The following is a 21,827-nucleotide window of genomic DNA, read 5'->3' as shown; positions in this document are numbered from 1 at the left end:
CTGAACCAGCCAAAGTCGGTGCCAGCGGCCCGCCAGCCTAGCTTTCTTTAGAAAAGTCAGCTACGTTTCAGGGTATGCCTCTGCGATCTGACTGGTCTGCCCGCACGTGCAGCCTTGCCCGTGGCCTCGATGTCCTCGGCGACCCTTGGGGGAGCCTCGTCCTCCGCGAGGTCTTCTTCGGCAACGGACGCTACGACGCCATCAAGAAGCGCCTGGAAGTGGCGGACAACGTGCTGAGCAAACGGCTCGGCTGGCTGGTGGAGTCCGGACTCCTGGCCCAGCGGCCTTACAGCGATGGCAACCGGACCCGGCAGGAGTATGTCCTCACGCCCAAGGGGGAGGACGCACTGCCGGTACTGAACGCCATCATCATCTGGGCCGAGAAACACCTGGATGCCCCCAACGAGGTCTCCCACATGCGCGTGATCCACACGGATTGCGGTAAGCCGACCTCTTCCGCCGATACCTGCACCCATTGCGGCGCCCGACTGACGGCCGCAAACACGAGCTGGCACAGCCTCAAACGCAGTGACGGACCCGTTCCGCTGGCTGTCGCCCCCGCATCCGGAACGGAGATCCCCGTATGACTGCCCCCGAAACCACCGAGGTCCCCACCGTCAAGCGTCGGCGGCTGCACCCGGCCTGGATCGTCGCTGCCGTAGCGTTCCTTGCCCTGGTCGGAGCAGCCGGCTTCCGTGCAGCTCCCGGCGTCCTCATGGTGCCGCTGCAGCAGGAGTTCGGTTGGTCCACCACGGTCCTTTCCTTGGCGGTGAGCATCAACCTGGTCCTGTTCGGGCTGACTGCACCATTCGCTGCGGCCTTGATGGAACGGTTCGGCATCCGCAAAGTCACCGCCATAGCGCTGTGCCTGATTGGCTTGGGCTCCGCACTGACGGTCTTCGTCAACCAGTCCTGGCAGATCCTGCTGACGTGGGGCCTGCTGATCGGCCTCGGCACCGGTTCCATGGCCTTGGTCTTCGCCGCCACCATTGCCAACACCTGGTTCGCCAAGAGCCGCGGCCTGGTGATCGGTGTCCTCACCGCCGGCAGCGCGGCAGGCCAATTGGTCTTCCTTCCCCTGATCGCCGTGTTGGCGCAGGACCCCGGTTGGCGCGGCGCCTCGCTCCTTATCGCTGCCGGCGCGCTGGCGGTTGTACCGCTGGTGCTGCTGTGGTTGCGGAACTCGCCGTCCGACGTCGGCGTCCTGCCTTATGGGGCCGAAGAAACCACGACGGCGGATACCCCCGTTACGAACCAGGCATCGGTTCCGGAGGGGTCACCCAACGCGGCCGTCAGGGCGCTCCAGGTCCTCAAGCGTGCCAGCAAGGTCCGTACCTTTTGGGCCTTGGTGGCCGGTTTCGCGATCTGCGGCGCCACCACCAACGGCTTGATCGGGACCCACTTCATTCCGTCGGCGCACGATCACGGCATGCCAGAAACCACGGCGGCGGGTTTGCTGGCCGTCGTCGGAATCTTCGACATCGTGGGGACCATCGCGTCAGGTTGGTTGACCGACCGCTTCAACCCCCGGGTTCTTCTTGCTGTCTATTACCAGTTCCGTGGCATCGGCCTGCTGGTGCTTCCGCTGCTGCTTGGCTCCACGGTTGAGCCGAGCATGATCATTTTCGTTGTGGTCTATGGACTGGACTGGGTGGCCACCGTGCCTCCAACAGCCGCGATCTGCCGCCAGATGTTCGGCGCCGACGGCTCGGTGGTGTTCGGTTGGGTATTCGCCGCCCACCAGCTTGGTGCCGCGGGTGCTGCCCTCCTGGCCGGGTACATCCGCGACGCTACTGGGCACTACAACTACGCCTGGTTGGGCGCAGCCGCGATGTGCACGGTGGCTGCCGTGATCAGTGCGACCATCCGGAAGGACGCCGCCCGCAAGGAGCCGGTGGCCGTGTCCTGACCACGTTGTGGGGCCTGCTCTGCGCTGCATGCCTCCCGGAAAACGCGTAGAGCGGTCCTCGCAACGGCTGCACTAGCCGCGGAACGCCCCAATGCCCGTAATGTGCTGGCCAAGGATCAGGGTGTGGACCTCATCGGTGCCTTCGTAGGTCCGGACGGATTCCAGGTTGTTCGCATGCCTGAGCGGTGAGTAGTCCATGGTGACCCCGTTCCCGCCCAGGATGGTGCGGGCTTCGCGGGCGATCTTCAGGGCTTCCCGGACGTTGTTCAGTTTTCCCATGGAGATCTGCTGCGGTTCCAAGCGGCCCGCGTCCTTTAGCCTGCCCAGATGGAGGGCGAGCATCGTTCCCTTCTGGATTTCCAGGACCATGTTCACCAGCTTCTCCTGCGTGAGCTGGTAACCCGCGAGGGGTCGACCGAACTGCAGCCGCGTGCCGGCGTAGGCAAGGGCAGCCTCGTAGGAATCCCGGGCGGCGCCCATCGCTCCCCAGGCGATTCCGTAACGGGCTTCGTTGAGGCAAGAGAACGGTCCCCGAAGTCCTGTGGCACCCGGGAGGACGGCATCCGGAGCCAGCTTGACGGCGTCGAACCTGACATCGCACTGGATGGATGCGCGCATGGAGAGCTTCGGCTCGATCGGTGTGGCGGTGACGCCACGCGTCCCGGCCGGAACCAGGAAACCGCGGATGCCGTCGTCGGTCCGGGCCCACACCACCATGACGTCGGCGATCGATGCCAGCCCGATCCAGCGCTTGGCGCCATCCAGCACCCAGCCGTCCGCCGTTTGGCGTGCGGAAGTGGTCATGGCCGAAGGGTCCGAACCCGCCGTCGGCTCGGTCAGGGCGAAGCAACCAATGAGCTCACCCGCTGCCATCCGCGGCAGCCACTGCTCTTTCTGTTCTTCCGAGCCCCACTTGTGGATGGCCGTCATGGCGAGCGAACCCTGGACCGAGACGAACGTGCGGATGCCGGAGTCGCCGGCCTCCAGTTCCATGGAGGCCAGGCCGTATTCGACGGCGGTCCGTCCCGGACAGCCGTAGCCCTCCAGGTGCATGCCCAGAACGCCAAGCTCTCCGAGCTCGGGAACGATTTCGCGGGGAAACTCAGCCGCTTCATACCAGCGCGCGATGTTCGGCTTGATGCGCTGGACGGTGTAATCCCGTACCTTCTCGCGTAGCAGGAGCTCGTCGTCGGTCAGGAGGGAATCCAGGTCAAGGACGTCTGAAGCGGAAGGGCTCATGCTATTCGCCCCGCACAATTTCCCATGTCAGCGTGCTTGCCGGTGAAGTAGTCGCGCGTGGCCGGAGCGAAGCGGCACACGACGGCCAGCACCACGCCGAGGAGCAGGAGGAGTACACCGCTCACAAACGCACCGCCGATGCCGAAGATCTGTGTATCGCCATAGGCGGGATCCCACATCTGAACCGCCGAGACGAAGAATGCCACGGTCAAAGCCACTGCTCCGAGGAACGGCAGGATGCCACGGAACCACAGGTTGCGGGCTGATTCACGGAGCGTGGAACGGAAGAACCACACGCAAGCGAAACCGGTCAGGGCGTAATAGAACGCGATGAACAGGCTGATGGCGCTGATGGAGTCGGCCAACAGGTCCTCGCTGAGGAAGCTCATTGCGACGTAGTACACCACGGCTGCGATGCCCATGAACTGGGTGGAAAATCCCGGTGTCTGGAAGCGTTCGTGGACCTTGCCGAAGCGGGCGGGCAGGGCCCCGTGGACTCCCATGGAGAGCGTTCCGCGGGCGGTGGGAAGAATGGTGGTCTGCGTGGACGAAAGCACGGACGCCAGCACTGCCACCACGATCAGCCAACCCCACGGACCCAGCACCACGTCCTTCATCGCCAGGAACACATCGTCCTGGTTGGCGGAGTTGCCCAGCCCGATCCCGTCCGTGCCGATGGTCGCGTACATCATCACCAGCAAAGCCATGGAAACGTAGATGGCAACCAACACGAACGACGAGATCACCGCGCCACGGCCGGGCGTCTTGGTGGGGTTCTCGGTTTCTTCGTTAAGAGCCAGGCAGGTATCCCAGCCCCAGTAAATGAACAACGCCAGGAGCACACCGTGCACAACAGCGCTGGGGTCGTTGAAGGCCCCAACCGGGTTGAACCACTCAAAGTCGAAGGCCTGGCCCTCCGGTGCTCCGCCTGCGATCCGGATAATGATCGCCAAGGCAAAGATGCCCAGGGAGATGTACTGGACGTAAGTCAGGGTCCGTTGGACGTGCTCACCCAAGCGGATGCCGCGGTGGTTCACGAAAGTCATGAACGCGATGAACAGCACACCAGTGGCCGTGACGATCCACGTGTTTTCGGCCAAGGAACCATCGCCGATCAGGAGCCACAGATACTTCCCGGCAATCTGCGCCAAGTTGGCCAGGACCACGATGCCGGCGAGGGCCACACCCCAGCCGCCCAGCCATCCCGCCCAAGGACCAAACGCCCTGCGCGCCCAGATAAACGTGGTGCCGCAATCCGGCATGGCGCTGTTCAGTTCGCGGAAGGCATAGGCAATGAACAGCACAGGAATGAAGCCCAGCACCAGGATCAACGGTGTGTAGTTGCCATTCACCGCAACAATGAGTCCGAGGGTCGCCGCGAGCGAATAGACGGGCGCCGTTGACGCCAATCCCAGCATGACGGAGTCGCCGAGGTCCAGGATTCCGGCCCGCAGGCCCTTGGAAGGAACGACGGCGGTGCGGTCACCGCCGGGGGCGCCTCCCGGCGTCGAGGTTTCAGTGCTCATAATGCGGCTCCAAAGAGGGAAGTTGAGGGTGCGCTCTGGGGTGCGGGGGCGTCGATGGTGTTGGGTACGAAGCGGCAGAAGTAGTCCGTGATGGGCCCGTCCGATTCGCGGATCCCGCAGCCCACGGATTCGCCGTCAACTACCCACAGGCCAAGGACCGGGTGGTTTCCGTCGAAGTCGGGGAGGGAGTGGTACTGCTGGTAGCACCAGCCTTCGCGCCCGTAGCCGCCGGGCTGGGTGATATCGATGCCGGGAGCGTGGATGCGGATGTTGTCACCTTCGCGTCCGTGAAGCGGCTTGGCCACCCATTCCTTGAGCGGGCCGGGATCGCCCAGATACGCAGGGAGCAGATTCTCGTGGCCGGGGTAGAGGTGCCAGAGCGCCGCCAAGAGGGCCTTGTTGGAGAGCAGCATCTTCCACGCGGGCTCAACCCACCGAGGATTGTGGGCCCTCTGCAGAAGGCGGTGGCCGAAGGGCTCCTTCATCATCAGTTCCCACGGGTACAGCTTGAACATGGTACTGATCATGAAGTTGTCCAGGTCCACGAACCGGTTCAGGTTGGGGTCCCAGCCGATGTCCGACATGTTGATGCCGATGGTGGTCCAGCCACCCTGGCTGGCAACGTCCCGCATGTAGGCCGCGGTCATCCAGTCCTCGCCGGACTCCTCGGCCTCGGAATGCGCCACATGAAGGGTGCTCATGCCCGTGCGGAACTGCAGCTTTTTCCACTGCCTGATCAGGGCTTCATGGATGCCGTTCCACTGGTCCTTTTCGGGGAACACGTCCTGGAGCCAGAACCACTGGGCTACGGCCGCCTCGATCAGGCCGGTGGGAGTGTCCGCGTTGTACTCCAGCATCTTCGCCGGTCCGCCCTGGCCGTCATAGATGAAGTCGAAGCGGCCGTAAATGTCCATGTCTCCGGCCTGCAGCGACTCGGCCGCGAGGTCCAGGGCCTGCCTGCCGATGCCGATGTCTCCCATTGCACCGGTCGCCAGGTACTTCGCGGCCTCCAAGCACATGAGATGCATGTCCTCGGCGGTCTTCTCGAGCGTCTCCACCTCGTCCATGGTGAACTCGTAGTAGGCCGATTCGTTCCAGTATTCGATTTTCCGGCCATCGGGCATGGTGGTGGTGGAAAAAACCAGGCCCTGTTCTTCGATCTTCTTCTTCCAGTCCGGACGTGGCACGGAGGAGAATCGCCGCACGCCTAGCCTCCCGAGCTTCCGCCGCTTTTCGAGCTGCTGCCGAAGCCGCCCCGGCTCACGGTGCCGCCCTTGGTGCTGTAACCCGTGGAGGTCTTTGCTCCTTGGGGCACAGTCTTGGTTGCGCTGGGGTACGAACTGCGGTTCTGGCCAATGGCAGGCACACTCGCGCCGCGGGAGTAGAAATACCAGGCGTACACGCCCGAACTCCTGCCGGCCGAGCTGCTGTTGTTGCATTGATCGTCATCGACGCGCTCGCCGGTTTCCTCGTTGAAGCACACCTGTGCGTAATCGGCCTCAGCCTCGTTGCTGGCCACGATCGCCGTAATGGTTCCTGCCAGCAGGGCCGTGACGCCCAGGCCCACGACGACGGTGCGGCGCTGCGACCGCTTCTTACGCGCCGCCGCGTCGCGTTCTTTGCGTTCGCGCTCCTTTTCGAACGGGTCCACTACCGGCAGCGGCCCGCCTGGTCGCTGGGCTTTTCCGCTGTCGGGCTTCGCTCCGGCCGGAGCCCCTTCGGGGAGAGGGTTGCTCAGTTCCGGGTGGAGTTCGGGTTTCGGCACTTGCCACGGAGGTGGCTTGGGGGCGTTGTTGCCCGCGCCGGGCCCACCGTTGGCGCCCTGTCCATCGGCATTGGTGCCGGCGCCTTCAGGGCCTTCTTTCGGGTCCATGTGTATCCCCCTGGATAGACCGTAGGAGTGTCCGGCGCGCGCCGGAGCGGAATTCTGAAAGCAAGCCTAGTCCTTGCGGTGGTCGCGGGCACTGATGACATTGCCCGGTGGGTAGAACTACCCGTCTGCCGAACGTGCAAGGATGTAGCCATGCCAGCAGCCGACACCCACAGTGACGACGCCGAGGGTTTGCTGCTGCGGCTCCCGCCGGTGCGGGGCATCGGACGACGCCGGGTGCTCAGCGGCCTGGTCCTGGCCCTTTTGCTGCCTCCCGCCGTCGAACTCCTGGTGACGGTCCTGAACTTCCGCAACTTCTCCATGATCATGCTGTTGCAGCTGGCGGTTGCGGTGGCTGTCGCCGCCATCGGGGGACTCTGGCCCGCAGTGGTGGCGGCCGTGCTGGGCAGCTTTCTCCTTAATTACTTCTCGGCGGACCCTGTTGGCTCCCTTTCCATCGCCGATCCAACCACGTTGTTCACCGTGGTCGTTTTCCTTGCCGTGGCGTGTGGCGTCGCGCTCGCCGTTGGGTTGGCCACCCGCCGGGCCCAGGAAGCAGCCCGCTCCGGTGCGGAGGCCACGGCCCTCAGCGCATTGGCCCTCCGGATCCTCAGCTCGGACGGCAGCCTTGAATCCTTCCTCGAGAAGGTACGCGGCAACCTGGGAATGGAGGCCGTCACGCTGCTGGGCGCCGTCACTCCAGCCGCGGCCGGAGTTCCCGCCACGTGGCGGGTCCTCGCGAGTGCCGGCCCCAATCCGCCGGTAACCCATGCCGCCGCCGACCATGCCGCCGTCGTCGATCCCCACTACACGCTGTTGTTGCGCGGAGGTCCGCTGACGTTGCAGCACCAGCGGCTGCTGGCCGCTTTCGGCGCGTTCGTGGTGGCGGTGCGGGAGCGCCAGCAACTGGTGAAAAGCCGCAGGGACAATCTCCGGCTTGCCGAGGGCAACAAGATGCGGACCTCCATCCTGCGCGCGGTCTCCCACGACCTGAGGACGCCGCTTGCGGGTATCAAGCTGGCCGTCAGCAGCCTGCGTCAGGAGGATGTGCATTTCCCTCCGGAGGTGGAGCGCGAACTGCTGGAAACGATTGAAAGCTACGCAGACCGCCTGGACCACCTGGTGGATAACTTGCTGGACATGTCCCGCATAACCGCTGACGCCGTCAACCCGCTGCTCACCGGAATTGCGTGGGCGGAAGTGCTGCCTGACGCTCTCCGCGGCGTCCCGGCGGACAGGCTGCGCAACGAACTGCAGCCAAACCTCCCGCCGGTGCAGGCCGACGCGGGGATGCTGGAACGCGTGGTTGCGAACATTGCCGAGAACGCGGTGAAGTACGCTGCCGGTTCCGACGTTGTCCTGACGGCGCGCACCGGAGCGGGCATCACGGTGGGGGATACTCCGGCCAGCGAACTGCGCATCGTGGACCATGGCAGGGGAGTGGGCCAGGCTGAGGTGCTGGAGATGTTCCAGCCATTCCAACGCCTTGGGGATTCTGCCGGTGGCGGCCCCGGCGTCGGGCTGGGTTTGGCGGTGGCCAAGGGCTTCACCGAGGCAATGGGCGGCACACTGCGGGCGGAGCCGACGCCGGGTGGCGGCCTGACCATGGTGGTCACCCTTCCGCTGTGGACCGGCCACCAGGAAGGCATGGAATGACGCGGGTCCTGATCGTCGAGGATGAAGCCCAGATTGCCCGGGCCATGCAGATCACCCTGCAAGCCCACGGGTACCAGGCGTTTTCGGTGGGGACAGGGGCAGATGCCCTTGCTGCCGTCGCCAAGGAGAACGTGGACATTGTGGTCCTGGACCTCGGTTTGCCGGACATGGATGGAGTGGAGATCATTCGCCGCGTCCGCGGCTGGAGCAGCATGCCCATCATCGTGCTCTCGGCCCGGCACGCTTCGGAAGACAAAGTGGAAGCGCTCGACGCCGGTGCGGACGACTATGTGACCAAGCCGTTCGGTCTCGATGAGCTGCTCGCGCGGCTGCGGGTCGCCTCGCGCAGGCTCGTCACTTTGCCTGAGGAACCGATGCTCGCGACAGCCGATTTCATGGTGGACCTCGCCGGGAAAAAGATCATTAAGGACGGCGCCGAGGTCCGCCTCACGCCTACCGAGTGGAACATTCTGGAGCTGCTGGTCCGGAACAAGGGCAAGTTGGTGAGCCAGCAGCAGCTCCTGACACAGGTGTGGGGGCAGGCCTACGCGAAGGAGACCCAGTACTTGCGTGTCTACATTGCGCAGCTCCGGCGGAAGCTGGAAAGGGACCCCGCGGTGCCACGGCACCTGCACACCGAGGCAGGGATGGGCTACCGGTTCGATCCGTAGCCTTTCGGGATTCCCCGGTCCGACGCATGGCCGGGGAAAGGGGGGTGGCGAGAGAGGGATGGCCGGAAGGGGTGGTTTGGTGAGAGAGCGTCCGGGGGTGGGGTTCCGTAGACTGGTCCCCATGATCACAGCGTCACTCCTTGCCGTTTGCCGAGTCCACCAACTGCTGCCGGATCCGGAAGGCAGTGTGGGCGTCACCGCGATCGACAAACGCGCAGTGGAAGGGCCGGTCAAGGTCCACAAGCTGGGTGTCCACGGGGATGTCCAGGCCAGCCGCAAGGACCACGGCGGAGAGGACCAGGCCCTCTACGCATACTCGCAGGATGACGCGGACTTCTGGGCCGCTGAACTGGGGCGCGAGCTGCCGCCGGGAGTCTTTGGCGAGAACCTCCGCGTTGCGGGCATCGATGCCACCGGAGCGGTCATCGGGGAGCGGTGGAGGATCGGCCTGGACCTGGAGGTCGAAGTGACCTCGCCGCGCGTCCCGTGCGCTACGTTCCAGCGGGTGCTGGGGGAGTCGCAGTGGGTGAAGCGCTTCACCGCTGAAGGTCGGGTGGGGACCTACCTGCGCGTGATCAAGACGGGGAGCATCTCGGCCGGCGATCACGTCCACCGCCTGTTCGTTCCGAAGCACGGCATCACGGTGGGCCAGTGGTTCAGGGAACCGACCCCGGAGATGGTGCAGACCTTGCTGGACGCCGAAGCTGACGGGGAGATCCGCTTGCAGGACGAGTACCACTCCGAGTTTGAGAAGGTCTTGCGCCGCAACGGCCTCTGATCGGCGGCCTTCAGCACGGCGCCGGAGAGGAGTGTGCGCAAGCTCTCATGGCTGCCGGTGCAGTACAAGTCGCGGTGGACCCGCGTCGTGCCCTACACTGGATGTATCCCCCACTCCGGAATTCCCTTTATCCTGCCCAATTTTTGAGGCAGGACTGGTAAGTGTTGGGGCCCGCAAACTGTGTGCGGGCATTTTCATAGGGAGCGCCGGCTAAAGAAAACGCTGTACAGACTGCTGGGATAGCAGCCAAGAGATGCAGCGCGAAGTCCTGCCATGGGATTGCGATAGCGCCGGACTTCTGCGAAAGCAGGGCACCCTTGCCGGGCTTTCGCGTGTACTGCGGCCAAGCCCAACCGGGCCGCGCCGACGCCCTATGGATGAGGAATTTCCCCCAGATGTCAGAAACTCTCAACGAGAACCTCGACGCTACGAACGCTGAGCCTGCCGAAGCAGCAGAGACCACAACCGAAGCCCCGGCAGCCGCCCCCGCCGCCGTCGAAACCGCCGCACCCGCCCCTGAGGCAGAAGAAGAGGAAGGCGTCCGCTTCTCCGATCTCGGCCTTGACGGCCGCGTCCTCGCAGCCCTGCAGGATGTTGGATACGAGAAGCCGTCGCCCATCCAGGCCGCTACCATCCCGCTGCTCCTCGAGGGCCGCGACGTCGTAGGCCTGGCCCAGACCGGTACCGGCAAGACCGCAGCGTTCGCTGTACCTGCCTTGTCCCGCCTTGCCGAACTTCACGACCTCAACGGTCCTTCCCGCAAGACCCAGGCCCTGGTCCTGGCGCCGACGCGTGAACTCGCACTCCAGGTCGCGGAAGCCTTCACCTCCTACGCCAAGCACATGGACGACTTCACCGTCCTGCCGGTCTACGGTGGTTCGGCCTACGGCCCGCAGCTTGCCGGCCTTCGCCGTGGCGCGCAGGTTGTTGTTGGTACCCCGGGCCGTGTGATCGACCACATCTCCAAGGGATCCCTGGACCTGTCCGAACTCCAGTACCTGGTGCTGGACGAAGCCGACGAGATGCTGCGCATGGGCTTTGCCGATGACGTGGAGCAGATCTTCCAGGAGACACCGGAGACCCGCCAGGTGGCCCTGTTCTCCGCGACCATGCCCGGCCAGATCCGCCGCATGTCCAAGCAGTACCTGAACGATCCCGCAGAGATCTCGGTCAAGTCCAAAACCTCCACGGGTTCCAACATCCGCCAGCGCTACGTACAGGTCATGGGCCCGCACAAGCTGGACGCGATGACCCGCATCCTCGAGGTGGAAGAGTTCGACGGCGTTATCGCCTTCGTGCGCACCAAGATGGCTACCGAGGACCTCGCCGACAAGTTGAAGGCCCGCGGCTTCCAGGCTGCCGCCATCAATGGCGACATTCCGCAGCAGCAGCGTGAGCGCACCGTTGACGCCCTGCGTGAAGGCCGCATCGATATCCTGGTGGCCACTGACGTCGCCGCCCGTGGCCTCGACGTGGAGCGCATCAGCCACGTAGTGAACTACGACATTCCCCACGACACCGAGTCCTACGTCCACCGTATTGGCCGTACCGGCCGAGCAGGCCGCAGCGGTGACGCGATCCTCTTCATGACCCCGCGCGAGAAGTACTTGCTGCGCGCCATCGAGAAGGCCACCCGCCAGTCCGTGGAGCAGATGCACCTGCCCACGGCTGAAACGGTCAACTCGCTGCGTCTTGGCAAGTTCGCGGAGCGCATCACCGAAACCCTCGAGTCCGAGGACGTTTCGATGTTCCGCGACCTGATCGCTTCCTACGAGGAAGAGCACAAGGTCCCGGCTGCGGAGATCGCCGCGGCGCTGGCCGTCATGGCGCAGGGCGGCCAGCCGCTCCTGGTCAAGGATCTTCCGGCTGCCCCCGAGTTCCAGAAGCGCGAACGGTCCAAGGACGGCTTCGGCTCCCGTGGCCCGACCCGCCCGCTGACCGAAGGCAACGCCACGTACAGGATCGCCGTCGGACGCCGCCAGCGCGTCATGCCGGGCTCAATCGTTGGCGCCATTGCCAACGAGGGCGGCATCTCCTCGTCCCAGATCGGTGGCATCGACATCCGTTCGGACCACTCCCTGGTGGAGCTTCCGGCGGACCTCAGCCCTGAGCAGCTGCGGGCGCTCTCCCGTACGCGCATCGGCGGCGAGCTGATCCACCTCGAGCTGGACTCCGGCCGCAAGCCCAACCGTGACGGCGATCGCGGCGGTTACTCCGGTGGCCGCGGTGGTGGCAACTTCAAGGGCAACGGTGGCTTCAAGAAGGAATTCCGTCGCAACGACGGCGAGCGTTCCTCGGCAGACCGCGGAGGCCGCTCGTACAGCGACCGTACGTCCGGCAGCTACGGCGACCGTGACCGTGGCCAGTCCAGTGGATCGCGCTTCGGCGGTCACGGCGACGGCGCCCGCAAGCCCCGTGGTGGCGGCGAGGGCGGCCACCGCGACTTCAACCGCAAGGGCAAGTGGTAAACACCCAGCAGCATCCTGACCGAGGGGTCGGCTTTCGAGCCGGCCCCTCGGCCGTTTAACGGGTTCCCTGCCACAGGCGCCCGCCGTACCATCGAGCCATGGGATTCCTGGACAACGTGAAGAAGAACTTCGGCAGGGGACAGAAGACTCACGCTGCCGGGGAGCCGGCGGCTCGTCAGGCAGCGGAAGACGCTGCCGCCGTCGGGGTTTCCGCTTCGGGCACAGCGGCCGCTGAAGCCGCGGCAGCCCAGGCAGCCGTTCAACAGCAGGCGGCCACCTCCGCGGCCGCCCAGGAGGCGCACGACGTCGGGCTGGGGCCTGCGGACCCGGAAGTACGGCAGGCGGCCCAGGACGCAGCTGTGGAGGCCGCAGCGGCGGCTGGACAGGCCGGCCGGGTGGCCCCGAGGGTCACGGAGGTTGTGGTTGAGCCGGGGGACACCATGGCCGGCATCGCAGCCCAGTTCAACGTGGACCTCGGAGCCCTGATCGCAACCAACGCAGACAAGGTGCCAAACCCCGATGCGATCTACCCCGGACAGGTCCTGCGGCTGCCCTGAGTTGCTTCGATGTGGAACAGGAAATTGGCCCGTTCGCAAATTGTGTCGGGCCCGTTTTTCCCCGCCGTTGCGCCGATTTGTAGCTTCGGAAAACGTCCGGTAGAGTATTTACTCGTTGCCCCCCTAGCTCAGTGGTAGAGCGCGTTCTTGGTAAGAACGAGGTCACCGGATCGATTCCGGTGGGGGGCTCTGGATGAGGGCCTGCGTCAAGGCGGTTTGACCGGCTGACGCAGGCTTTTCTCATCCGTGGCGGTGTAGCTCAGTTGGTTAGAGCGCACGACTCATAATCGTGAGGTCGGGAGATCGAGCCTCCCCACCGCTACAAGGCAAGACCCCGCAGATTCTGTCTGCGGGGTCTTTTTTGTTGCCGGGACGTGTCCGGCCGATGTGGGACAGAATGGGTGCATGAGCCGAATTGCAATCATTGGCGGCCACGGCAAGGTGGCCCTGCACTTGTCCCGGATTCTTAGTGGCGAAGGTCACGATGTCACGTCGTTCGTGAGGAATCCCGATCATGTGGCAGATGTCACGGAAGCCGGGGCTGTCGCCGAGGTACTGGACGTGGAACATTCGACGACGGCGGAACTCGCCCAGGCGCTCAAAGGCCACGACGCTGTGGTCTGGTCGGCGGGTGCCGGGGGAGGCGATCCGGCACGGACCTACGCAGTTGACCGGGATGCCGCCATCCGCTCCATGGACGCCGCTTCGGAGGCCGGCACCGCCCGGTACGTCATGGTCTCCTACTTCGGCGCCTCAAAAAACCACGGGGTTCCCGAAGACCATGGTTTCTACGCCTACGCGGAGGCCAAGGCCGCTGCCGACGAGTACCTGCGGAACACCGGCCTGGACTGGACCATCCTAGGTCCCGGTTCTTTGACCGGGGACGCGCCCACGGGCTTGATCGAGGTGGATCCAGCCGATCCCGGCAACGGTACGCAGACCTCACGGGCCAATGTGGCACTCGTGGCCGCCGCGGTCCTGGAGCTTCCGCAGACAATCGGGCGCACCATCAGGTTCAAGGACGGCACCGTGGACGTGGTGGACGCCCTGACTGGGGAATGAGTCCGGGCCCCGGGATATGTTTGTAGGGAACTTTTGCGGACTGCTGCGCGAAAGGGCCACACAACATATGGGGAAGCGGGACTATGGATCAATTGGCGCTCATTGTCGGATTGCTGCTTGCAACGGTCGTGGCAGTTGGTTTGGGGGACAGGCTCCGGCTGCCCTACCCGGTGCTGATGCTGCTCCTGGCCGTCGCGCTGACTTTTATCCCGGGCTTTCCCGAATTTGAGATCTCCCCGGAGTTGATCCTGCCCATCTTCCTGCCGCCCTTGCTGTTTGCAACGGCCCAGAAGAGCTCGTGGGCGGTGTTCCGGGTGCGGTGGCGGACGTTGCTGCTGATGGCAGTGGCTTTGGTTGTGGTGTCCACGGCAGCCGTGGCCGGCGCGGCCTGGCTCATGATCCCGAGCATCGGCATCCCGGCAGCGATCGCCCTCGGCGCCATGGTGGCCCCGCCGGACCCTGTAGCTGTGGAGTCGGTGGCAGGACGTGTCCACATGCCGCGGCGCTTGATCACTACCCTTCAAAGCGAAGGCCTGTTCAACGATGCCGCCGCAATCGTGATCTTCCAGGCAGCAGTCGCGGCCACGCTGGCGGGCAGTGAAGTGGGCCCGGGGGTGATCGTCCAGTTTGTCATTGGTGCCGCCCTGGCTGTGCTGATTGGCATAGCCATGGGTTGGCTGACCAAGGTCATCACCAAACTCGTGGCTTCCATGGTGGCCCGCAGCGCAGTCACCTTGGTGGTGCCTTTCGCCGCCTACATCCTCGCCGAAGAGCTGCACGCCTCAGGTGTGGTGGCCGTCGTCGTGACTGCGCTGGAACTGCAGCGCCACGCCCGGCCGCAGGACGCCGCCGAGCGGGTAACCCGGAATGCTTTCTGGGACGTTGTGGAACTCCTTGCCACCGGTCTTGCCTTCGGCTTGGTGGGGCTGGAGATCCGCCATGTCATCAGGGACGAAGGGACGGCCATCTTTGGCATGATCGGCGTGGCTGTCGTGATCTGCGTGCTGGTGTTCGTGGTGCGGTATCTCTGGCTTGGGTTGCTCGCGCTCACGGGAAACCGGCGCAAGGACCTTCTGCAGCCAACCACGCCCAAGGAAGTCCTGATCCTGACATGGTGCGGCATGCGCGGGCTTGCCACCTTGGCTCTGGCGTTGGCGCTGCCGCTCACGTTGCCGGACGGCAGCGATTTCCCTGCCCGCCATGAGATCCTGGTCATCGCCTGTGCCGTGCTCCTGGCTACCTTGGTTGTACCGGGCCTGACGCTTCCGTGGCTCATGCGTGTCCTGAAGGCCACAGAGGATGGTACACACGAGAAGGATGCGGCGCGTTTGCTGGCCAAGCGTGCGCAGACGGCCGCAGTGGCCGCGCTCAAGGAGCATGACCTCATGAAGGAGCTGCCTCCGGAAAAGGTGGCCTTGGTCAAGGACAAGATGCGCCGCCTGCACGCGGAACTGCTTGACGGGACCCTGAAGAACGAATCCGCCGCGGAGAAGCGCGAGCGTGGCAGGGAGTTGGCCATTACGGTACAGACCATTGCTTTGGACGCTGCGCGGCTGGAAGTGGTGCAGGCCCGCAATGAGCCGGGGACGGATCCTGAGGTTGCAGATCGCGTGCTCAGGCAACTGGACCTCCGGACCATGTCCATGCCGGAGTAGTTCTTACTCCGGCGAAAGTTCAGGCGCCCGTTGCCGCAGCGACGAGGGAGAGAGATCCAGCGCGTGTTCTTCCACGTAGTCCAAGGCGTGGCGGATCGCCCCGAGGGACACAATGCCTTCGCCGAGGATAGAGGTTGCGAGCCGAGGGGGAGTGAAGGTGTAGTCCGGGAGATGTTCAGCGATGCCGGGGATCAGCGTTTCGGCGGAGGCCGCCACTCCACCTGCAATGACAACGAGTTCAGGGTTGACCAAGGTGCTGATGGTGCCGATGACCTTGGCCATGCGAAGGGCCACGGTCTGCAACGCGCTTTGGGCCGTCGCATCACCCTCGGCTGCGGCAGCGAAGACCATTTCGGCCGTCAGGGCCTCGGGATCTCCTCCACACAGCGTCCGGAGCTTGGTGTCGGCCTTGCTCCCGAGCGCTTCGCGGCCCGCCAGGACGGCTGAGTGGGCTATGCCGTACGTGTTTCCCACGCCGTCGACGTTGTTGAGGAATCCCAACTCTCCGAAGCCACCCACGCGGCCGTGGAGCAGGCGTCCCGATTCCAGGATTCCGGACCCCAGGCGGTCCCCGGCGAGCATGACCACCAGATGGTCCACTCCTTGGGCTGCCCCCTGCCACCGCTCAGCGAGGGCTGCGAGGTTGGCATCGTTCTCGAGGAGCACGTGCCAGCCATGCCGCTCGGATACGATCCGGCGAACATCGAAGGATTTCCAGAATTCCTGGACGGTGAGCACCTCACCATCCCTGCTGACAGGCGCGGCCACGCCAACAGAGACGGCAAGTACGGAATCAGCCGAAACGCCGGCCTTGTGGAGGGCGTCGGCAGCGATCTTGTCCAGGACATCGGCCCGTTCGGCAGCAGAGACGTTGTATGTCCGGAACGGCATGGTCACTTGGGACAAGGGAGTCCCCGCCATGTCGGCAACAATCGCAGTGATCTTGTTGGCCCCGATGTCGATTCCCAGGACGCTGGCAGCACCGACGTCGAAGACAAACCGGCGCGCTGGCCGTCCCTTGACGTAGTCGCCGGCGCCGCGCTGGTTTTCGAGCTCCTGTAGCCAGCCCAGCCGCACAAGTTCATCGCAAATCGAGATGACCGTGGCCCGTGACAGTCCGGTCAAGGCCATCAATTCGGTACCCGTGACGACGCCCGATCCCCGCATTGCCTTGAGCATGGCCCCGGCATTGACCCTGCGGACCAACTGTGTTGACGGCGCGGTTTCAGTCAGCATTCGGTGCTCCCAACTTTCCCGGCCGCCCGTAGGAGAAGTATCGGCCTCTCTAAATTTAGTACATAAATTTAGACTTCGCCGTATTACGACTGCGGGCTTGACCATGTGGCGCCGCTCACAGAATACTTGCGGCAGGTAATAAATTTATCTCCTATCTAAATTCTTGGAGTGATGACGCGCGCCGTCACCCCAGTACCTTGCGGCGCAGGGGCCGCACGACGAAAGGACTACGTGTCTGTGAAAGTGACACGCAAGAAACGGATGGCGGCCATGGTCTTGGGCCTGGCTTTGCTTGCCGGCCTCCTATCGGGTTGTGCCGGAGACCAAGGAAAAGAGACGATCCGCTTCACCTTCAGCAAGCGGGAGGCGATCGGCTTCATGACAAAACTCGTAGCCGACTACAACGCCTCGCAAAGCCACACGGAAGTGGTGCTGGATACATCGGGAGTGGACGTGGTGTCAGCCAGCTTCGTCCGGGGGAATCCGCCGGACATTGCCTTGGCGAACTACAACATGGAAACGTCCCGCTTCGTCCAGCGCGGCGCTTTGAGCGATTTAGCGGGCACCGAAGCAGCCTCCCGGATTCGCGAAGACCTGCAGCCGCTGATGGACCAGTACGGTTCCTATCCGGACCGGACCAGTGCCTTGCCGTATTCGGTGATGGCGTCCTCCGTGATCTACAACAAGGAGATTTTCGCTGCCCACAACATCGCGGTGCCCAAGACGTGGAGCGAACTGATCGCGGCCTGCGAAGCCCTGAAAGCTGCTGGAGTGACGCCGTTCTATGCCACGTGGAAGGACGACTGGACCATTGCCCAGGGCTGGTTCGACTATTCGGTGGGCGGCCAACTGGACACCCTCGGCTTCTTTGACAAGCTGGCAGCAGAGGGCACCGACGTCGGGCCCGGTTCCGAAGCGTCATTCCAAAAGGACTTCGACCAACCCGTGGCGAAGATGCTGACGCTCGCCGGGAACTACGTCAACAAGGACGCTTCCAGCCGGGCCTACGGGGATGGCAACCTCGCCTTCTCGCAGGGCAAGGCGGCGATGTACCTCCAAGGGCCATGGGCCTTCAGCGAGGTGGCCAAGACGGCTCCCGACCTCAAGCTCGGAACATTCCCGTTGCCTATGACGGATAACTCCGAGGACCTAAAAGTCCGCGTAAACGTAGACCTCGCGGCGTGGATTCCGGAAGGCTCCAAGCATAAGGAAGCGGCTCGGGAATTCCTCGAGTACTTGTACCGGCCGGAGATCATCGAGGGATACAACAAATCCCAGCTGGGTTTCACCCCCACCAAGGATGCCTCGGCAACTCCGGACTCCAGGATTGCAGGGATGGCCGGGTACTACGACGACGGCAAGGTCTACCAGGGTCCGTCCGTGCTGGTTCCAAAGACCATCCCGATCATGAATTACACGCAGTCGCTCGTCTTTGGAGCAGACCCCGCCTCCACCCTCCGCACACTCGACGCCGATTGGGCACGCCTGGCGTTCCGCCAGTAGCACATCAAGGGAGCCAGAATCATGTCCACCTCCATCCCGGCCCTCTCCGCCAAGCCTGGCAGAGGAACGCGCCGCGCCTCGCGGCGGGTCGAGCCGATCTATTACCTCTTCCTGCTGCCGAGCCTCGTCCTGTTCACGTTGGCCATCACGATCCCCGGCATTATCGGCATCTTTTTCAGCTTCACCGACTCCATTGGAATCGGCGACTGGGAGTTCACCGGCTGGACGAATTACATTGCCATCTTCAGCGATCCGGCTATCCTGCAGAGCTACCTGTTCACGTTCGGGTTCTCGATCGTCACCGTGATCGCGGTTAACGTGATCGCCTTCCTGCTGGCTGTGGGCCTCACATCGCGCATCCGGATGAAATCGGCGCTGCGGACCATCTTCGTCATTCCCATGGTGGTGTCGGGCATCATCATCGCCTACGTCTTCAACTTCCTGTTCTCCAACTCGCTTCCGATGGCCGGTGCTGCCGCCGGAATCCCCTGGTTGGAGACCAGCCTGCTGGCCAACCCGGATCTGGCATGGATAGCGATCGTTGTGGTCACTGCTTGGCAGGCCGTTCCGGGTTCGCTCCTTATCTACATCGCGGGACTGGTTGCAGTACCCGGCGACGTCTACGAAGCGGCAGACCTCGACGGTGCGGGCAAGCTCCAGCAACTGCTGAAGATCACGCTCCCGCTGGTTGCCGGCTACGTGGTGATCAATGTGATCCTCGGGTTCAAGGGCTTCCTCAATGCGTACGACATCATCGTCGGACTCACCAACGGCGGGCCCGGAACCTCAACCCGAAGCATCGCGATGACCGTCATCACGGGCTTTAACGGGGGCGACTACGCCTACCAAATGGCCAACGCAACCATCTTCTTCGTTGTCGCCATCCTTATTTCCCTCCTGCAGCTTTCGGTGACACGCGGACGGAGCGCACTCTGATGACGAAGCAAGCCACCCTCGAAACTGCCGTGCGGCAAACAGGGCCCGCTCCCGCCGTCGGGAGTTCCCGGCCTGCCGCGAAAGCCAAGCCGGAACGGATCAACTGGTCGGGAACCACCGTCCTTATCCTGTGTGCAGTAACGGTTCTGCTGCCCCTGTATGTCACGGTGTCCATGGCCTTCAAGACCCAAGGCCAAGCCGTGGACGGCAATGCCTTCTCCCTGCCCGCACCGTTCAGCCTGGACGGTTTCATCCAGGCCTGGACCTTGACCAACTTCCCCGTCGGTGCGGCGATGTCCTTGCTGGTCACCGCCGGGACGGTAGTGGCCACCATCGTCCTCGCCGCTTTCGCCTCCTATGCGATCGTCCGCAACTGGGACCGACGCCTGTTCCGGTACTCGTTCTTCTACCTGTTGGCCGCAATGTTCATCCCGTTCCCCGTCGTGGCGCTCCCGCAGATCCAACTCACGGGTCGCCTGGGACTGGACAATCCGCTGGGTGTGATCCTGCTGGCCACCATGTTCCAGCTCAGTTTCAGTGTGCTGCTCTTCACGGCGTTCCTCCGCTCGATTCCGATGGAGCTGGAGGAGAGCGCCAGGATCGACGGCGCCACCACATGGCAGACGTTTTGGAAGCTCATCTTCCCCTTGCTGGCGCCGATGAGCGCCACTGTGGGGATCTTCGCCTTCCTGTACGCCTGGAACGACTTCATGATGCCTTCGCTGATCATTTCCGATCCGGCCCTGCAGACGCTTCCGGTGCGGCAGAGCCTCTTCCAGACCCAGTTCAGCAACAACTACCACGTGTCCTTCGCCTCCTACCTGATGGCGATGGCGCCGGCGATCGTCGCCTACCTGTTTACCCAGCGCTGGGTCATGGCCGGCGTCACCCAGGGTGCCGTGAAGGGCTAAGCGGGCGTAGCGCTGTTGACCTCCCGCGCCAGGCGTCAGATACTGGTTCGGGAACTAAATTTAGAATCTAAATCAAAGGAGTTTCGTGAGCACCTCCGCCACCAAGGCAAACCTGTCCCACTCCGAGCGCATGGCCGATCCCAACTGGTGGCGCCAAGCGGCGGTGTACCAGATCTACCCGCGCAGCTTCTACGACGCCAACGGGGATGGGCTTGGTGACATCAAAGGCATCACAGCCAAGGTCCCCTACCTGAAGGAACTTGGCGTCGATGCCGTGTGGCTGAGCCCGTTCTACCCTTCAGCGCTGGCCGACGGCGGCTACGACGTGGATGACTACCGCAATGTGGACCCCAAGCTCGGAACGTTGGAAGACTTCGACGAGATGGCTGCTGCCCTGCACGCTGCCGGCATCAAGCTCGTGGTGGACATTGTCCCCAACCACTCCTCCGACCGCCACGAATGGTTCAAGGAAGCGCTGGCCTCGCCCAAGGGCTCAGCGGCACGCAACCGCTACATCTTCCGGGACGGCAAGGGCGAGAACGGCGAACTCGCGCCGTCGGATTGGGATTCAGTTTTTGGCGGTCCGATTTGGGAACGCATCACTGAACCGGACGGTACCCCGGGTCAGTGGTACATGCACATCTTCGCCAAGGAACAGCCGGACTTTAACTGGGAGAACCCGGAGATCCGCGAAGACTTCCTCAAGACGCTGCGCTTCTGGTCGGACCGCGGCGTGGACGGCTTCCGCATCGATGTGGCCCACGGCATGGCCAAGGACCTGTCCGAACCCATGCCCATGAAGGCAGACCTTGCGGCCAAGGCACACAACACCGATGGCTTCATAGACGGCTCGCACCCCTTCTGGGACCGCGACGAGGTGCACGAGGTCTACGCCGAGTGGCGCAAGCTCTTCAACGAGTACAACCCGCCCCGCACCGCCGTGGCCGAAGCTTGGGTCCACGAGTCCCGCCGTGCGCGTTACGCCAGCCCCGAGGGCCTCGGCCAGGCGTTCAACTTCGATCTCCTGCAGTCCGACTTCGATGCAGCGTCGTTCAAGAAGATCATCACGGAAAACCTGCTTGCCGCCAAGGAATCGGGTGCTTCCTCCACGTGGGTCTTCTCCAACCACGATGTTGTCCGCCACGCGACGCGTTACGGCCTGCCCAAGGGCGGATCCGTGGCCCAGGGAACCAACGCGGCACAGGACATCACCGGTTCCGAACCCAAGGGCCAGGACGGCAAGGGCTGGCTGCTCGAGGGTGCTCCTGCGGAAGAGCTGAACATTGAGCTCGGCCTCAAGCGTGCGCGCGCGGCATCGCTGCTCCTTCTGGCGCTGCCCGGCTCGGCCTACCTGTACCAGGGCGAAGAACTGGGCCTTCGGGAAGTCACCGAAATTCCGGACTCCGAACGCCAGGACCCTTCCTTCTTCCGGAACAAGGGCGTGGAGATCGGCCGCGACGGCTGCCGTGTCCCGCTTCCTTGGACCCCGGAAGGATCCTCATTCGGCTTCGGAGCAGGAACTGCGCACCTGCCGCAGCCTGCCTGGTTCAAGGACTACGCCGTATCCATCCAGGATGGCGTGGACGGTTCCACTCTGGAGCTGTACCGCAAGGCGCTCCGCCTCCGCAGCGAGCTCCAGACCGATGAGGAACTTGAATGGGTTGAAACCGGCGACGCCGACGTCCTGCACTTCAGCCGCCCTGGCGGCTGGGAGACGGTGACCAACTTCGGAACGGAGGCATTCGAGCTTCCGGCCGGGTCCGTCGTCGTCAGCAGCGGCCCGTTGGAAGACGGAAAGCTGCCCGCGAACACCACCGCTTGGGTCGTACGGAACGCGTAGCCCACAAACG

Annotated in this window: 18 protein-coding genes and 2 tRNA genes; 15 read left to right on the top strand and 5 right to left on the bottom strand. The window is 63.9% G+C overall.

The genetic code is table 11. The features are described from left to right. Positions 1 to 74 precede the first annotated feature (74 nt). Both ACFVSJ_RS06050 and ACFVSJ_RS06045 read left to right on the top strand, forming a co-directional pair. Positions 75 to 587 carry a winged helix-turn-helix transcriptional regulator gene (locus ACFVSJ_RS06050; protein WP_387435155.1) on the top strand — a complete coding sequence of 171 codons (513 nt, stop codon included), beginning with the start codon at positions 75 to 77 and terminating at the stop codon, positions 585 to 587. Next, complete coding sequence (locus ACFVSJ_RS06045) at positions 584 to 1,909, top strand: MFS transporter (protein WP_387435153.1); 1,326 nt, start codon at positions 584 to 586, stop codon at positions 1,907 to 1,909. The genes ACFVSJ_RS06050 and ACFVSJ_RS06045 overlap by 4 nt, the downstream gene beginning before the upstream one ends. 72 nt (positions 1,910 to 1,981) lie before the next feature. On the opposite strand, the gene ACFVSJ_RS06040 is transcribed toward ACFVSJ_RS06045, so the two are convergent. The 4 genes from ACFVSJ_RS06040 to ACFVSJ_RS06025 are packed head-to-tail and all read right to left on the bottom strand — an operon-like array spanning position 1,982 to position 6,547. Continuing rightward, the gene (locus tag ACFVSJ_RS06040) at positions 1,982 to 3,148 is read right to left on the bottom strand and encodes an acyl-CoA dehydrogenase family protein (RefSeq protein WP_387435151.1); all 1,167 of its coding nucleotides are present in this window, start codon (positions 3,146 to 3,148) and stop codon (positions 1,982 to 1,984) included. Then, positions 3,145 to 4,674, bottom strand: a complete 1,530-nt coding sequence (locus ACFVSJ_RS06035) for an APC family permease (RefSeq protein WP_387435149.1) — start codon at positions 4,672 to 4,674, stop codon at positions 3,145 to 3,147. Before ACFVSJ_RS06035 ends, ACFVSJ_RS06040 begins: the two co-directional genes overlap by 4 nt. Next, positions 4,671 to 5,879: a glutathionylspermidine synthase family protein gene (locus ACFVSJ_RS06030; RefSeq protein WP_387435147.1), complete on the bottom strand. Its 1,209-nt coding sequence runs from the start codon at positions 5,877 to 5,879 to the stop codon at positions 4,671 to 4,673. The genes ACFVSJ_RS06035 and ACFVSJ_RS06030 overlap by 4 nt, the downstream gene beginning before the upstream one ends. A gap of 2 nt (positions 5,880 to 5,881) precedes the next feature. After that, on the bottom strand, positions 5,882 to 6,547 hold the full coding sequence (locus ACFVSJ_RS06025) for a Tat pathway signal protein (protein WP_387435145.1): 666 nt from the start codon (positions 6,545 to 6,547) through the stop codon (positions 5,882 to 5,884). A gap of 150 nt (positions 6,548 to 6,697) precedes the next feature. Here ACFVSJ_RS06025 and ACFVSJ_RS06020 point away from each other — a divergent pair, with 150 nt between their 5' ends. From ACFVSJ_RS06020 to ACFVSJ_RS05980, 9 genes are all read left to right on the top strand, one after another. Next, complete coding sequence (locus tag ACFVSJ_RS06020) at positions 6,698 to 8,200, top strand: ATP-binding protein (protein ID WP_387435144.1); 1,503 nt, start codon at positions 6,698 to 6,700, stop codon at positions 8,198 to 8,200. Further along, positions 8,197 to 8,871 carry a response regulator gene (locus ACFVSJ_RS06015; protein WP_387435143.1) on the top strand — a complete coding sequence of 225 codons (675 nt, stop codon included), beginning with the start codon at positions 8,197 to 8,199 and terminating at the stop codon, positions 8,869 to 8,871. The genes ACFVSJ_RS06020 and ACFVSJ_RS06015 overlap by 4 nt, the downstream gene beginning before the upstream one ends. Before the next feature lie 121 nt (positions 8,872 to 8,992). Then, on the top strand, positions 8,993 to 9,649 hold the full coding sequence (locus tag ACFVSJ_RS06010; RefSeq protein WP_387435142.1) for an MOSC domain-containing protein: 657 nt from the start codon (positions 8,993 to 8,995) through the stop codon (positions 9,647 to 9,649). A 395-nt stretch (positions 9,650 to 10,044) separates the two neighbouring features. Continuing rightward, positions 10,045 to 12,117 (top strand): DEAD/DEAH box helicase, encoded by a 2,073-nt coding sequence (locus tag ACFVSJ_RS06005; protein ID WP_387435141.1) that lies wholly within the window; start codon positions 10,045 to 10,047, stop codon positions 12,115 to 12,117. A gap of 98 nt (positions 12,118 to 12,215) precedes the next feature. Further along, on the top strand, positions 12,216 to 12,674 hold the full coding sequence (locus ACFVSJ_RS06000) for a LysM peptidoglycan-binding domain-containing protein (protein ID WP_387435139.1): 459 nt from the start codon (positions 12,216 to 12,218) through the stop codon (positions 12,672 to 12,674). A gap of 117 nt (positions 12,675 to 12,791) precedes the next feature. After that, positions 12,792 to 12,863, top strand: a tRNA-Thr gene (locus ACFVSJ_RS05995). Positions 12,864 to 12,922: 59 nt separating this feature from the next. After that, positions 12,923 to 12,996: transfer RNA gene (locus ACFVSJ_RS05990), tRNA-Met, on the top strand. 83 nt (positions 12,997 to 13,079) lie between these two features. Then, on the top strand, positions 13,080 to 13,736 hold the full coding sequence (locus ACFVSJ_RS05985; RefSeq protein ID WP_387435138.1) for an NAD(P)-binding oxidoreductase: 657 nt from the start codon (positions 13,080 to 13,082) through the stop codon (positions 13,734 to 13,736). An 83-nt stretch (positions 13,737 to 13,819) separates the two neighbouring features. After that, positions 13,820 to 15,391, top strand: a complete 1,572-nt coding sequence (locus ACFVSJ_RS05980) for a Na+/H+ antiporter (RefSeq protein WP_387435137.1) — start codon at positions 13,820 to 13,822, stop codon at positions 15,389 to 15,391. A gap of 3 nt (positions 15,392 to 15,394) precedes the next feature. Here the strand turns inward: ACFVSJ_RS05980 and ACFVSJ_RS05975 are convergent, their stop codons facing one another. Beyond that, positions 15,395 to 16,627 carry an ROK family protein gene (locus tag ACFVSJ_RS05975; RefSeq protein WP_387435136.1) on the bottom strand — a complete coding sequence of 411 codons (1,233 nt, stop codon included), beginning with the start codon at positions 16,625 to 16,627 and terminating at the stop codon, positions 15,395 to 15,397. A 231-nt stretch (positions 16,628 to 16,858) separates the two neighbouring features. Here ACFVSJ_RS05975 and ACFVSJ_RS05970 point away from each other — a divergent pair, with 231 nt between their 5' ends. The 4 genes from ACFVSJ_RS05970 to ACFVSJ_RS05955 all read left to right on the top strand — a co-directional run bounded on the left by ACFVSJ_RS05970 (position 16,859) and on the right by ACFVSJ_RS05955 (position 21,817). Further along, the gene (locus tag ACFVSJ_RS05970; RefSeq protein WP_387435135.1) at positions 16,859 to 18,130 is read left to right on the top strand and encodes an ABC transporter substrate-binding protein; all 1,272 of its coding nucleotides are present in this window, start codon (positions 16,859 to 16,861) and stop codon (positions 18,128 to 18,130) included. Between the two features lie 21 nt (positions 18,131 to 18,151). Continuing rightward, complete coding sequence (locus ACFVSJ_RS05965) at positions 18,152 to 19,066, top strand: carbohydrate ABC transporter permease (protein ID WP_387435134.1); 915 nt, start codon at positions 18,152 to 18,154, stop codon at positions 19,064 to 19,066. Next, positions 19,066 to 19,977 carry a carbohydrate ABC transporter permease gene (locus tag ACFVSJ_RS05960; RefSeq protein ID WP_387435133.1) on the top strand — a complete coding sequence of 304 codons (912 nt, stop codon included), beginning with the start codon at positions 19,066 to 19,068 and terminating at the stop codon, positions 19,975 to 19,977. The genes ACFVSJ_RS05965 and ACFVSJ_RS05960 overlap by 1 nt, the downstream gene beginning before the upstream one ends. An 85-nt stretch (positions 19,978 to 20,062) precedes the next feature. Further along, entirely contained in the window at positions 20,063 to 21,817 is a 1,755-nt protein-coding gene (locus ACFVSJ_RS05955) for a glycoside hydrolase family 13 protein (RefSeq protein WP_387435132.1), read from the top strand. The last annotated feature ends 10 nt before the right edge of the window (positions 21,818 to 21,827 follow it).

This window comes from Paenarthrobacter sp. NPDC058040 (assembly GCF_042885775.1).
In the GTDB taxonomy this organism is placed as follows: Bacteria; Actinomycetota; Actinomycetes; order Actinomycetales; family Micrococcaceae; genus Arthrobacter.
The sequence above is the reverse complement of the archived record's forward strand: the minus strand, read 5'-3'. Positions and strand labels throughout refer to the sequence as shown.

Excerpts from the sequence above, each read along its gene's own strand:
- ACFVSJ_RS06050 (WP_387435155.1), top strand. The coding sequence starts at position 75 with ATGCCTCTGCGATCTGACTGGTCTGCCCGCACGTGCAGCCTTGCCCGT.
- ACFVSJ_RS06045 (WP_387435153.1), top strand. The coding sequence starts at position 584 with ATGACTGCCCCCGAAACCACCGAGGTCCCCACCGTCAAGCGTCGGCGG.
- ACFVSJ_RS06040 (WP_387435151.1), bottom strand. The coding sequence starts at position 3,148 with ATGAGCCCTTCCGCTTCAGACGTCCTTGACCTGGATTCCCTCCTGACC.
- ACFVSJ_RS06035 (WP_387435149.1), bottom strand. The coding sequence starts at position 4,674 with ATGAGCACTGAAACCTCGACGCCGGGAGGCGCCCCCGGCGGTGACCGC.
- ACFVSJ_RS06025 (WP_387435145.1), bottom strand. The coding sequence starts at position 6,547 with ATGGACCCGAAAGAAGGCCCTGAAGGCGCCGGCACCAATGCCGATGGA.
- ACFVSJ_RS06020 (WP_387435144.1), top strand. The coding sequence starts at position 6,698 with ATGCCAGCAGCCGACACCCACAGTGACGACGCCGAGGGTTTGCTGCTG.
- ACFVSJ_RS06015 (WP_387435143.1), top strand. The coding sequence starts at position 8,197 with ATGACGCGGGTCCTGATCGTCGAGGATGAAGCCCAGATTGCCCGGGCC.
- ACFVSJ_RS06010 (WP_387435142.1), top strand. The coding sequence starts at position 8,993 with ATGATCACAGCGTCACTCCTTGCCGTTTGCCGAGTCCACCAACTGCTG.
- ACFVSJ_RS06005 (WP_387435141.1), top strand. The coding sequence starts at position 10,045 with ATGTCAGAAACTCTCAACGAGAACCTCGACGCTACGAACGCTGAGCCT.
- ACFVSJ_RS06000 (WP_387435139.1), top strand. The coding sequence starts at position 12,216 with ATGGGATTCCTGGACAACGTGAAGAAGAACTTCGGCAGGGGACAGAAG.
- ACFVSJ_RS05985 (WP_387435138.1), top strand. The coding sequence starts at position 13,080 with ATGAGCCGAATTGCAATCATTGGCGGCCACGGCAAGGTGGCCCTGCAC.
- ACFVSJ_RS05980 (WP_387435137.1), top strand. The coding sequence starts at position 13,820 with ATGGATCAATTGGCGCTCATTGTCGGATTGCTGCTTGCAACGGTCGTG.
- ACFVSJ_RS05975 (WP_387435136.1), bottom strand. The coding sequence starts at position 16,627 with ATGCTGACTGAAACCGCGCCGTCAACACAGTTGGTCCGCAGGGTCAAT.
- ACFVSJ_RS05965 (WP_387435134.1), top strand. The coding sequence starts at position 18,152 with ATGTCCACCTCCATCCCGGCCCTCTCCGCCAAGCCTGGCAGAGGAACG.
- ACFVSJ_RS05960 (WP_387435133.1), top strand. The coding sequence starts at position 19,066 with ATGACGAAGCAAGCCACCCTCGAAACTGCCGTGCGGCAAACAGGGCCC.